Source organism: Bacillus sp. FSL K6-2431 (genome assembly GCF_038005165.1).
Classification (GTDB): Bacteria; Bacillota; Bacilli; order Bacillales; family Bacillaceae; genus Bacillus; species Bacillus pumilus.
Map to the genome: position 1 here is coordinate 1,183,472 of NZ_JBBOSQ010000001.1, position 12,785 is coordinate 1,196,256.

11 protein-coding genes, 1 pseudogene and 2 CRISPR repeat arrays are annotated in these 12,785 nt (G+C 42.0%); of the genes and pseudogenes, 2 read left to right on the plus strand and 10 right to left on the minus strand.

The genetic code is table 11. The features are described 5' to 3' along the window. Position 1 precedes the first annotated feature (1 nt). The 9 genes and pseudogenes from MHH40_RS06100 to fabL form a co-directional block, all read right to left on the minus strand. Positions 2-1,003: an ABC transporter permease gene (locus tag MHH40_RS06100; protein ID WP_050944723.1), complete on the minus strand. Its 1,002-nt coding sequence runs from the start codon at positions 1,001-1,003 to the stop codon at positions 2-4. 60 nt (positions 1,004-1,063) lie between these two features. After that, positions 1,064-2,650, minus strand: a complete 1,587-nt coding sequence (locus MHH40_RS06105) for an ABC transporter substrate-binding protein (RefSeq protein WP_044139669.1) — start codon at positions 2,648-2,650, stop codon at positions 1,064-1,066. After that, entirely contained in the window at positions 2,625-3,602 is a 978-nt protein-coding gene (locus tag MHH40_RS06110) for an ABC transporter ATP-binding protein (RefSeq protein ID WP_050944724.1), read from the minus strand. Before MHH40_RS06110 ends, MHH40_RS06105 begins: the two co-directional genes overlap by 26 nt. Further along, positions 3,571-4,593, minus strand: coding sequence for an ABC transporter ATP-binding protein (locus MHH40_RS06115; RefSeq protein ID WP_050944725.1), 1,023 nt, complete (start codon positions 4,591-4,593; stop codon positions 3,571-3,573). Before MHH40_RS06115 ends, MHH40_RS06110 begins: the two co-directional genes overlap by 32 nt. A 112-nt stretch (positions 4,594-4,705) precedes the next feature. Then, positions 4,706-6,448: an ABC transporter ATP-binding protein gene (locus MHH40_RS06120; protein ID WP_050944726.1), complete on the minus strand. Its 1,743-nt coding sequence runs from the start codon at positions 6,446-6,448 to the stop codon at positions 4,706-4,708. A 95-nt stretch (positions 6,449-6,543) separates the two neighbouring features. After that, positions 6,544-7,074: a nucleoside tri-diphosphate phosphatase gene (gene ntdP, locus MHH40_RS06125; protein ID WP_003217818.1), complete on the minus strand. Its 531-nt coding sequence runs from the start codon at positions 7,072-7,074 to the stop codon at positions 6,544-6,546. A 147-nt stretch (positions 7,075-7,221) separates the two neighbouring features. Beyond that, positions 7,222-7,482 carry a YgaB family protein gene (locus MHH40_RS06130; RefSeq protein WP_050944727.1) on the minus strand — a complete coding sequence of 87 codons (261 nt, stop codon included), beginning with the start codon at positions 7,480-7,482 and terminating at the stop codon, positions 7,222-7,224. Positions 7,483-7,658: 176 nt separating this feature from the next. After that, positions 7,659-7,805: pseudogene (locus MHH40_RS06135) on the minus strand (gamma-type small acid-soluble spore protein); the annotation flags it as partial. A gap of 75 nt (positions 7,806-7,880) precedes the next feature. Next, entirely contained in the window at positions 7,881-8,633 is a 753-nt protein-coding gene (gene fabL / locus MHH40_RS06140; RefSeq protein WP_050944729.1) for an enoyl-[acyl-carrier-protein] reductase FabL, read from the minus strand. An 81-nt stretch (positions 8,634-8,714) separates the two neighbouring features. On the opposite strand from fabL, the gene MHH40_RS06145 reads away from it, so the two are divergent. Further along, positions 8,715-8,939: a hypothetical protein gene (locus tag MHH40_RS06145; RefSeq protein WP_044139672.1), complete on the plus strand. Its 225-nt coding sequence runs from the start codon at positions 8,715-8,717 to the stop codon at positions 8,937-8,939. Here MHH40_RS06145 and mutY read toward each other — a convergent pair. Then, on the minus strand, positions 8,926-10,026 hold the full coding sequence (mutY, locus tag MHH40_RS06150) for an A/G-specific adenine glycosylase (RefSeq protein WP_050944730.1): 1,101 nt from the start codon (positions 10,024-10,026) through the stop codon (positions 8,926-8,928). The two genes, MHH40_RS06145 and mutY, sit on opposite strands and share 14 nt — an antisense overlap. A gap of 191 nt (positions 10,027-10,217) precedes the next feature. Between mutY and MHH40_RS06155 the strand changes: the two genes are divergently transcribed. After that, positions 10,218-11,198: a metal-dependent hydrolase gene (locus MHH40_RS06155; RefSeq protein WP_034623275.1), complete on the plus strand. Its 981-nt coding sequence runs from the start codon at positions 10,218-10,220 to the stop codon at positions 11,196-11,198. A 181-nt stretch (positions 11,199-11,379) separates the two neighbouring features. Continuing rightward, positions 11,380-11,812: direct repeats of the CRISPR family, unit length 32 nt. Positions 11,813-12,103: 291 nt separating this feature from the next. Then, a CRISPR array of direct repeats spans positions 12,104-12,533; the repeat unit is 32 nt; unit sequence ATTTCAATCCACGCACTCATGTAGAGTGCGAC. Positions 12,534-12,785: the final 252 nt, after the last annotated feature.

Below are 12,785 nucleotides of genomic sequence, written 5' to 3' on the forward strand. Positions count from 1 at the left end.
CCTAATATTTAATCCTTGGATCAATGACCGCATACAAGATATCCACAATGAAGTTGATCAGGACAAATATGAGCGCAACGACGAGAATGCCTGTTTGAATGACTGGGTAATCACGATAGCTGATGGCGTCATATATATACCGCCCAATGCCCGGCCATGCAAAAATGGTCTCTGTTAAAATGGCCCCGCCTAGCAAGAGGCCTGTCTGAAGACCAATAATCGTCAAGATCGGAATAAGCGCATTTTTCAACCCATGCTGATAAATGATGAAAAATGAACGTACTCCTTTTGCTTTTGCTGTTCGAATAAAGTCTGAATGAAGCACTTCCAGCATACTTGCCCTTGTTATCCTTGCAATAATCGCAGCAGGGATTGTAGCAAGTGCTGTACTTGGTAAGATCAAATGCTTGATGCTGTCAGTGAATTGATCAAACCGGCCTTGCAAAAGCGTGTCCAGCGTATGAATATAGGTGATTGATTCCACTGGATTTCTGACGTTTTCACGTCCCGTTGTCGGTAAAATACCTAATTCAATCGAGAACAGCCACTGCCCCATTAAGCCTAACCAGAAAATCGGCATGGACACTCCAATGAGTGCAATAAACATCGCGACATAATCAAAGAAAGAATGTTTAAACCAAGCACTGATGATTCCAGCATTAACCCCCACAACGATCGCCAGCACCATGGCAAAAAAGGTCAATTCTAACGTCGCAAATAAGTATGGCTTCATTTCCTGGGCAATAGCCGCTCCTGTTCGTATCGAAGTCCCTAAATCCCCTTTTAAAAGGCCCAGCATGTAATGTCCGTATTGAACATACCAAGGCTGATTTAAACCGAGCTGGGTGGTTAACTGTTCTACTGCTTCTTTCGTTGCCCGCTGTCCTAAGATGACCTGTGCTGGGTTTCCTGGAATAAACCGTATAATTGAAAACACGACCAATGTCATTCCGATCAATACTGGGATGAGCATTCCTGCCCGCTTCATACAATAAGCAAACAAACAGCTTTCACCGCCTTTTCTTTGTTTGAATAAGGGAGATACAAGATCTCCCTTATTTGCTTATTCGAAATACACGTCAGTCAAAGCTTCTGAACCAGTTGGATGCGGCTGGTAGCCTTTTAAATCACTAGATGCTGCAAGCATTGGGATGGAATGCACCAATGGAATCCAAGGTGCTTCATCATGAATGATTTCTTGTGCTTTTTTATATAGCTCATTTCGTTTCTTTTGATCTGTGTCTGTTTGCGCTTCAATGAGGATGTCGTGCATTTTATCGTTTTCGAAGAATGTATAGTTGTTGCCGCCAATGCTGTCTTTGTCCAAAAGTGTGTAGATGAAATTATCAGGATCGCCATTGTCCCCTGTCCAGCCTAATAAGAACACATCAGCCTCCCCTTTACTTGCCTTATCTAAATAGGTCGCCCAGTCGTAAGTCACAATTTCTGCTTTGACGCCGACCTTTTCAAAGTTTGATTGAATGACTTCTGCTACCTTCATCCCATCTGGCATATACGGACGCGGTACAGGCATCGCCCAAAGCTTGATGCGAAAGCCGTCAGGAAAACCCGCTTCTTTTAAAAGTTCCTTCGCTTTTTCAGGATCATACGGATATGGATCAATGTCGTCATTGTAACCTTCTAAAGCTGGAGGAAGAGGGTTTTTTGCTGGCTCGGCAAGTCCTCCATAAAATGACTTAATAATGGATTCTTTATCGACCGCGTAATTGAGCGCTTGACGAACGAGCTTGTTATCGAGCGGCTTTCTTGTGACGGTCAGTCCGATATAACCTACATTCATTGATGGTCTTTCAATGAGCTGGAGTGCTTGATCCGTTTTAATGCCATCTAAATCTGACGGATTCACGCCATCCATCAAATCGATCTCGCCTGTTTTCAAGGCATTTAAACGAGCCGAGTTTTCTGGGATTGAGCGGAAGATGATTTGATTCAGTTTTGGTTTATCCTTCTGCCAGTAATCTTCGTTCTTTTCTAACACGATACGGTCGTTTTGTTTCCACTCTTTAAATTTGAATGGTCCTGTTCCTACTGGATTTTCGCGAAAGGAATCGCCGCTTTTTTCAACAGCTGCAGGACTCGCGATGCCAAACGGTGACATGGCAATATTTTTAAGGAATGTCGCCTGCGGGCGCTTTAGCTGAAATTCAACTTCATGCTCACCTTTGACGATGATGTCCTTAATCACATGGCCTTTATCTTTTTTATAACCGCCAAACATGCCATAGTACGGGAATTTTTCTGCATCACCATTCATCCAGCGGTCAAAGTTGAATTTCACTGCTTCTGCGTTAAAGTCTGTGCCATCGTGAAATTTCACACCTTCTCTTAAGTAGAATGTATATGATTTTCCGTCCTTTGCAACATCCCAGTCTGTTGCGAGACCTGGGTGGATGGTCGTGTCTTTCTCACCGTAATTCAGCAGCTTTTCAAACATATTCTCTGTGACCTTGAAGGTTTCGCCTTCTGTTGTTGTGATTGGATCAAGCGAAGTGGAGTCTCCTCCTCTGCCAAATACGAGGGTGTCTTTTGTTGCCTTCTCTTCTGATGACGGAGCGGACGAGCATCCCCCTAAAAACAGTGCAAGTGCCAGCACAAAAATGAAACTACTGAACAACCATGTCTTCTTCATTGTGTTCCTCCTTTTGATATAAGTAACACGCCGCCGCGTGCCCCGCTTCATCCTCATACAAAGCAGGTGCTGCTTTTAAGCATTTCTCCCACCTTTTTGGACACCTTTTGTAGAAAGGACAACCGCCGCTTGGCGTCATGGCAGACTCTTCTGCCGACACATCTTGCGTCTCTAGCACGTGATCCATATGTGGAATGGATTTCAGAAGCAGCGATGTATAAGGATGAAGCGGGCTGTGAAATACGTCTTCGGCAGGCCCCATTTCGACAATGCGGCCTGCATACATGACTGCGATTCGGTTGCTCATATATCTGACAACACCAAGATCGTGAGAAATAAATAGATACGTTAGAGAAAGCGTCTTTTGCAATTCAAGCATCAAATTTAAAATTTGCGCTTGAACGGATACATCTAAAGCTGAAACGGGTTCATCGGCAATGACAAGACTTGGATGGGTAATGAGTGCTCTAGCGATACCAATACGCTGCCTTTGTCCGCCGCTGAATTGGTGCGCATAACGTTCTCCGTAGGATGGGTCAAATCCGACAATATGCAGCATCTCTTTTACCCGCTTCCGTCTTTCTGCTTTCGTTCCATGTCGATGGACAATGAGCGGTTCCTCTAAAATATCTTTGATTTTCATTCGTGGATTTAATGAAGCGTATGGATCTTGGAAAATCATTTGAATGTCTTTTCTTAAAGAACGCATCTCTCTTTCTTTCAAAAGAGTGACCTCTTGCCCTTTCAGTTGAATAGAGCCTGACGTCGGTTCAGTCAATCTCATTAAGCTTTTGCCAAGTGTTGATTTCCCGCAGCCCGATTCACCAACAATGCCAAGCGTTTCCCCCTCCTTCACGTGAAAGGACACTTGATTTAAAGCCAGAGTCGAATGTTTGTGTTTAGAAAAAAAAGCGGCTGTGTCATACCGTTTTGTCAGCTGATTCACTTGCAAGAGTGGGTGACTCAGTGTCTTCTCCTCCTTCCATTAGAAAGCATGCCACGCGGTGATCCTGTTCAATGGATTGTAAAACTGGATCTTCTTCAAGACATTGCTCCATTTGATAGGGGCAGCGCGCGGCAAATTGACAGCCGGATCGAATGGTCCCAGGCTTCGGTACATGACCTGCAATGGAGATGAGCTTTTCTTTTTTCTCTTTAAACGATGGAACTGAGGCGAAAAGACCTTTTGTGTAGGGATGCAGAGGTTTTTGAAAAATACGGTCAACGGTTCCTTCTTCTACGATTCGACCGGCATACATAATCATGACTCGCTGGCATATTTGCCGCACGACACCTAGATCATGGGTAATAAATAAGATCGCGGTGTCCATCTCTTCATTCAGCTTTTTGAGCAGGCGAAGGATTTGCGCTTGGATGGTCACATCAAGTGCAGTTGTTGGTTCATCTGCGATCATGAGCTTTGGGTGACAAAGCATCGCCATCGCAATCATCACACGCTGGCGCATGCCACCTGATAATTCATGCGGGTATTTTTTAAGCAACGATTCGGCTTGCTTCAATCCAACTGTCTGAAGCAGATCAACCGCCTTCGCTTTTGCTTCTTTTTGACCGATTGCTTGATGTGTGAAAAGGGCTTCCGTCATTTGTTTGCCGATGGTCATTAATGGGTTCAGAGAGGTCATTGGTTCTTGGAAAATCATCGAAATATCATTTCCTCTTATTTCTCGCCACTGTTTTTCTGAAAGCGACAGCAGGTTTTGCCCTTCGAATTGAATCTCTCCCGTTGTGTCTGTTTGCTGATTCAGTCCCATTAATGACATAGATGTGATACTTTTCCCGCAGCCAGATTCGCCAACAATTCCTAATGTTTCTCCTTTTTGAATCGAGAACGATATGTGATGGACGATGGGTACTTTTTGCTTTTTTTGCTGAAATGCAATGGACAGCTGTTTGACATCTAGCAGCACGTCTTGTTCTTTCACATATTCACCACCCCGTCATACTTTTTAAAATTGTATTGAGACAAGCTGGGAAATATGTCATGTTTTTGACAAGCATAAAAAAGCCTATCCGCTAGAATCGGATAGGCTTCTACTAATTTAATGTTTGAATGGTAAAAAGATGGCGATAGTGGCTGTCTCTGTTCATTAATTCTTCGTGTGTTCCTTTTTCCACAATCTCACCTTGTTCCATGACGACAATAAGGTCAGCATGTGTAATTGTTGATAAGCGGTGCGCGACAATAAAGGTTGTGCGGTCCTTTGCTAGCTTTTGCATCGCTTCTTGAATGTAATGTTCACTTTCTAAATCTAGTGCAGACGTTGCTTCATCTAAAATCAACAGTGGTGGATTTTTAAGAAAGACCCTTGCAATGGAAATCCGTTGTTTTTGACCACCTGACAGCTTCACGCCCCGTTCTCCTACCTTCGTGTCATATCCTTCAGGAAGAGACATGATAAAATCATGGGCATTTGCCGCTTTTGCAGCCGAAACGATTTTTTCAAAAGAGGCTTCTGGATCTCCAACCGCAATGTTTTCTTTAATCGTGTCACTGAATAAGAATGTATCCTGCAGCACCATTCCGACTTGATTTCGAAGGCTTCTTGCCCTGTACTCTTTTATATCAATGCCGTCAATTTCAAGTGACCCGTTTGTCACATCATAAAACCTTGGAATTAAGCTGACGAGAGTCGACTTCCCTCCACCGCTCATTCCTACAAGCGCAACCGTTTGTCCTTTTTCTACTTTCAAGGAGATATTGCGGAGAATCTCTTCCTGCGTGTGTTCATAACGAAACGATACATTTTTAAATTCGACCTCTCCTTTTAAATGATCGGCTTCTTTCGCATTCGGCCGATCTGTTACCTCGTATGGCTCATCAATAAATTCAAAGATACGATCCATTGACGCTACTGACTGAGTTAATGTCGTGGATGAGTTTATGAGGCGGCGAATCGGGTTGTACATCCGGTCAATATAACCGACAAAGGCAATCATGGTCCCGATCGAAAGTGATCCATTAATGACGGTGTAGCCAGCAAATGCAATGATCAATAGCGGTGCAATATCAGTGATAGTATTGACGACGGCAAATGTTTTGGCGTTCCAATTCGTATGATTGATCGCTTTGTTTAAGAAATTTTTATTTTCATCATGAAAATTCTCTTGTTCATATTCTTCAATGGCAAAGCTCCGAATGACTGGCATTCCTTGTACTCGCTCATGTAAATGCCCTTGCACTTCAGCCAGCGCCTGTGACCGCTCTTTTGTCAGCTTGCGGAGCCGTCCGTAAAAATACTTCACTGCAAACGCATATAACGGAAAAATAATGACAGACACGATGGTGAGCTTGATGTCCAGTGTACACATAATGGCGATCACGATCAGCACGGTCATCAAATCTAGCCAAATGTTCATAAGACCTGTGATGACAAACTCTTTTGTCTGCTCCACATCGTTGATGACTCTAGAAATGATTTCTCCTGTTCTCGTGTTGGCATAATAACGAAGGCTGAGCTTTTGAATATGCGAAAACAGCTTTTCTCGAATATCAAACAATACCTTACTGCCTGTCCACTGCGCATAGTATTGTCTATAGTATTCAACAGGCGGCCTCATCACTAAAAATAAGACGAGCATGATTCCCATAATGATCAGTAGAGATGATGTCTTTTCTTCAGCCGCCCCCGAGCCTTGAATGACATCATCAATGACATACTTTAAAAGCAGAGGCAATGTTAAGGGAATCGAGAACTTGATCATCCCGATGACCATTGTCAATGCAATCTGTTTCTTATACGGTGTTACAAAAGCCATGTAGCGTTTAATGACCCCCATGTAAATCTCCTTCCCAATCTATCAGTGCCTCTTATCCGTACGCAATCAAAAACCTGTTAGCCTAAAAAGCCAAACAGGTTTTTTGATGCTCTTGCTTATTTTGTATAATGTAAAAAACGTTCATACCACATATCCACAAATTCAGGAGCAAACGGACCTTTCCGCTGGTGAATCCAATGCAATAATGTATTCAGATGCTCTCTTAAGATACTATCAATTTCCTTTGGATAATTCATCTGCCTCTTATGATCTGCATATTCATCCTCATCCAAAATATTATACGTCATGTCTGGAAAGACTTTGACATCTAAGTCGTAATCAATATACTTAATTGCTTCTTCATCTGTTGCAAAAGGAGAGCTGATGTTGCAGTAATAATATACCCCATCATCTCTAAGCATCCCAATCACATTAAACCATTGTTTTGCATGGAAATAGCAAATAGCCGGTTCTCTCGTCATCCAAGTACGGCCGTCGGATTCAGTCACCATTGTCCGGTCGTTTGCACCAATGATACACAATTCCGTTGCTTTCAGAATGGTGGTTTCATTCCAAATCCTGTGGATCAAGCCATTGTGTTTATAGCTTTGAATTTGGATGCTTTCTCCTTCCTTGGGATAGCCCATATTTTCTCCCCTACTTTCTATAACAAACAAACCTAACAGTCCAAAGACCTAATTTCCCAACTAAACATGTCTCTATCATATTATACCGTTACATCATTAAAAAATGAAATGAAAAAGCCATTCAACCCAATTGAACGGCACACTGTCTTACATCACGGTTGAACTCTTTTCCATCTGCTTATATGAATTGATGACCTCTTCTGTCTGTTTTGTAAACAAGGTTTGGATTTTTTGCAGTTCCTTACGTTTCTGTTTGATTTGATCATGAAGCCTAGTCCACTCTTCTTGTTTTTCATCTTGCAGCAATTGTTTTTCTGTTTCTAAGCATAGATCGAGTTCTCCCTGTACATTGAGCAGTTGATCCATGAGCTGCATTTGTTCTTTTACAAGCTGATCGAAATCAGACATCTAACTCCTCCCTTTTATTTTCATCCACTTTTTGTCTGTATACCATTTCTTGAAAGATTACAGAAATCCTTTGACTGTTTATGTAGAGGCTTTACAGGTTTTGTCGGATGGTGGGGGGAGAGGCAAAAAGAAAAGCACTTCATTCGTAGATGAAGTGCTTTCCTCTGTTTCAGTGATTAGCTGTTTTGTTGTTTGTTTTGCTCAGCTTTTTGGTTGTATTTTTTTACTTGCTGTGCGTCAGTCTCGCTAGCAAATTCAGTACCATATTGACCTTGAGCAGTAGCTTGGTTTTGTTTTTTCACTTGTTGTGCGTTTGTTTTGTTTTGTTGTTTATCCATCATTATCACCTCCACGCACATTAATTTGTGCAGAAGGTGTACTTCCTATTCATGATTTTTTTAAACAAGCAAAGAACGTCCGCCATCCACAATAATCGTCTGTCCTCTAATCATGTCTGCCTTGCCTGACACAAGGAATTCGACGCTATCGACCATGTCTTTAATTTCTACCATTCGGCCAGCAGGAGTGTTTTTCTTCGCGTCTTCTAAAAGCTCTTCTCGGTTCGGGAAGTGCTTAAGTGCATCTGTATCAATCGCGCCGCCAGATACAGCATTCACGACAATATTTTTTTGTGACAGCTCAACGGATAGATAACGCGTCAATGCTTCTAATGCTGCTTTTGATACGCCGACTACTGTGTAATTTTCAAGGTAGCGAATAGAGCCAAGTGAGCTAATGCTGACGATATGTCCGCCGCCGTTTTTCTCCATTAGTTTCGCCGCTTCTTGTCCGCAGAATAACAAGGCTTTCGCATTGATATTCATCGTCCAGTCCCAATGATTTTCTTCAAGGTCCATAATGGGACGCTGAACACCTGAAGCCGCATTGTTTACAAATACATCTAAACGGCCAAAGGTTTCATCGATTTGCTGAAACATGTCTTTGATTTTCTCTGGCTGACCTACATTGGCTTTGACAACCAATGTTTTTACACCCATCGCTTCAATTTCTTCCGCTGTTTCAAGTGCGGCTTTTTTGCTTCTCGCATAGTTAATGACAATGTCATATCCTTTTTCAGCTAGGCGAAGGGCTACTTCTTTCCCTACACCTCTGCTGCTGCCTGTAATTAATGCACATTTACGTTGATTCATTATGGTTCATCTCCTGATTTGAATAGTTTTCGTCCATTCGCTTCACACTAATAGAAAAGTTCCTATTAGGAGGTTACATTCATGTATGTCGGACGCGATTTAAGCCAGCTTGGCATGATGTCCAAGGATCAATGGAAAGATACTGAGCTTGCTTACTTTCATCATGCTTTCCAACAAATTTTACCTTATTTAAACGAAGAAGGGCAATCTAAGTATCGAGAAATCATTTCTGAAATTGAAAACCGCGGGGGGCTGCACCGAAATGAAGCCGATTATACCCACGGTACAACGGTTAAATACGACTAGGCTGTTCAAGTGCCATCATCCAAATTTTTTGATGTGAAACTGGCAAAGCATATGCCTTAAATTCTTCTGTTGTCACTTTTTTCAGCATCGTGTCATCAGATACAGAGGTCACACGTCCAAAGAAAACAGAAATATTCCAGATGAGGTGGGTAAATACATGCTGAATGGTGCCTTCTAAATCACCAAGCTCTGCTTGTACACCTGCCTCCTCTTTTAAGAAATCCATTAGCTGCTCTTTTTCCGTTTTTCTTCCCTTTATGGTTTCCAAGTTAGGGAATTCCCATAAATTCGCAAGCAGGCCTGTACTTGGCCGCTTATGAATATAGAGGTTGCCTGCATCATCAAATAACACCACTGCTGCCATTGATTTTGCAGTCGGTTTTTTCTTTTTGCTTTTCACTGGGAGCTCATGCTGAACGCCTTCCTCAAGTGCCGAGCAATGCATGTTCACAGGGCAAATAAGGCAGGCAGGAGATGTTGGGGTACAAATGAGCGCACCAAGCTCCATCAGCCCTTGATTAAATTCTGATGGCTTTTCCCGGGAAATGAGCTGATCGACCGCAAACTCGAAAATATTTCTCGTTTTTGGTTTTGCAATATCATCCCATATGGACAAAATACGGGAAATGACCCTCATAACGTTGCCGTCTACCGCAGGGTACGGCTTGTTATAGGCGATACTTAGTACTGCGCCGCTCGTATACGGACCTACACCTTTGAGCTTTGAAAATTGCTCTTTCGTATCAGGGACAACGCCCCCGTAGGATTCATAGACTTCTTTCACAGCTGCCTGTAAATTACGCACTCTTGAGTAGTAGCCAAGACCTTCCCATGCTTTCATGACCTTTTCTTCATCAGCTAAAGCGAGATCTTTCACCGTCGGGAATTGCTCCATAAACCGGTTGAAGTACGGAATGACCGTATCTACTCTCGTTTGCTGAAGCATCACTTCTGATACCCAGACTCTGTATGGATCTTGATTTTCACGCCACGGAAGTGTTCGTTGTTCTTTTTCGTACCAATCAATTAAATCATGCTGAAAGCCCGCAATATCTTTGCGGTCCAGCTTTTCTTGAATGTCTTTCATATCTATACTCCTTCTCATTGGACCGAGGGCTAACGTTCTGAAAAGAACCTTATTTGTTGTATACTGTTTGTAGATACGTTAACATGTTACATTAAATCGGGATAAAGCAAAAGTGATTTTGCACATAGTCTTGATTGGAGACGTATACTTTGTATGATTGTTCCTAAGCATGACAACTAGGAGGTAATCAATTGGACACTGGTACTCATGTAGTAATGGGCATTTCTCTTGGGGGACTTGCACTTTTAGATCCAGCCGTCAGCGCAGATCCACACATGGCACACGCCGTGATGATCGCGACCATCGCCGGCTCCCAAGCACCAGACATTGATACTGTGCTAAAACTTAAAAATAATGCGGTTTATATAAGAAATCACCGAGGATTTACACATTCCATTCCGGCTGTACTGTTTTGGTCATTGCTAATTCCGGCTGTGATTTTCCCATTTGTGCCAGGGGCGAATTTACTTCACCTCTGGTTATGGACCCTATTAGCCGTTGTGCTTCATGTGTTTGTCGATATATTCAATGCATACGGCACACAGGCCATTCGTCCATTTTCAAAGAAATGGGTAGCACTTGGGATCATTAACACGTTTGATCCGTTTATCTTTTTTACACACCTTGTCGCCATTGTCGTTTGGGCGATTGGCGGACATCCCGGCTATACGTTTATTACGCTGTACGCCGTGATTTTCTGTTACTATATCGTCAGGGTCATCATGCAGCTCCAGATTAAACGTCAGCTGCGTGCACGATTCGATGAAATTGAAGAGATTATTATTTCGCCTACAATGAAGTTCAGACAATGGCGCATTGCCGTGAAATGTAAATCCTCTTTCCATGTTGGGCGCAGCATGAATGGAGAAGTCGTCATTTTAGACACCTTTAACCGTGTGCCGGTCCCTGATACTGAAATTATGAAAATTGCCAAACAAGACGAAAACATTTCAGCTTTTCTCTCCTTCTCCCCTGTCTACCGGTGGGAAGTGGATAAATACAAGGATCATTATGAGGTGCGGTTCATTGATTTACGCTACCGCAGCAAAGGTCACTATCCTTTCGTCGCGATCTGCCATATCGACATGGACCACCAAATCAAAAATTCCTATACCGGCTGGATTTTCAGTGAAGAAAAACTGCAAAAAAAATTAAGACTCGGCTCTGTGTGAGCGAGTCTTTTTTTGTTGTGTAGGGCTTGGATTTTTTGGGGATAGATATTTGAATTTATGTAATTCGCAGAAACTGTGGACTATGCACTTATGTTGAGTGTGACGACGAATTACTGCGCTATCTCGATATCCAAGACATTTTCAATCCATCCTGGCTATCCTTGATGGATTGAAAAAGGTTATTTCAATCCACGCACTCATATAGAGTGCGACGTCAACGGAGCTATGGAGGGATATGAAACTGTAATATTTCAATCCACGCACTCATATAGAGTGCGACAAGAGTACAAGTGCAAGGTATAGACTCTGCAATTATTTCAATCCACGCACTTATGTTAAGTGCGACTTATATGGGGAAGGAACAGTAGTGGAAATACATAAATTTCAATCCACGTACTCATATAGAGTGCGACAATAGGCACTGCCAGACCCACAATAACAACAACTGATTTCAATCCACGCACTCATGTAAAGTGCGACACTCACTTATCACTAACAACCCAGAAACAATATATATTTCAATCCACGCACTCATGTAAAGTGCGACAACTTCCATTCATTGTTGACGATAATGTAAAAGAATTTCAATCCACGCACTCATGTAAAGTGCGACTGCGATTTCTGCCCTAATTATAACATTTTTTAGGTAATGATAGCTAAAACCCTCAATTTTCTATATGGAATTTTGTTTTCACCTCTAAATAATATACATTTTTTCTCAATTTTGTCGAATAAAAAGGTGCGAATGTCCCAGGAATTTTATGTTCACCTCACATTCGCACCGACTTTTTCTTAGTATGAAATATATTGAAACTTGTTAATCAAACTTCTTTATATTTCAGCAACAATTGAATCCAATTAGATTCATGACTACTGAGGCAGGAGGCAGAGTTATGTTTTCACAATTATTAATCCATCCACTCATGTAGAGTGCGACCTGAAACACCAAATAAACCGACATATCCAAGCAAGATTTCAATCCACGCACTCATGTAGAGTGCGACCGGGACATCTGTAAAAGAACCCGAAAAGTTAGAATTTCAATCCACGCACTCATTTAGAGTGCGACGACCCTTTTCAACACAACGAACTATACACTGAAGATTTCAATCCACGCACTCATGTAGAGTGCGACGTACTTTCAGTATCAATCTGACGGCACGCTGAAGTGTATTTCAATCCACGCACTCATGTAGAGTGCGACCGTCTTGAGATAGGACTTTCACAAATAGCGATGGATTTCAATCCACGCACTCATGTAGAGTGCGACATAAGGGCAAAAAAACAGCTATCCCCCTTAGAATTTCAATCCACGCACTCATGTAGAGTGCGACTGCGATTTCTGCCCTAATTATAACATTTTTTAGGTAATGATAGCTAAAACCCTCAATTTTCTATATGGAATTTTGTTTTCACCTCTAAATAATATACATTTTTTCTCAATTTTGTCGAATAAAAAGGTGCGAATGTCCCAGGAATTTTATGTTCACCTCACATTCGCACCGACTTTTTCTTAGTATGAAATATATTGAAACTTGTTAATCAAACTTCTTTATATTTCAGCAACAATTGAATCCAATTAGATTC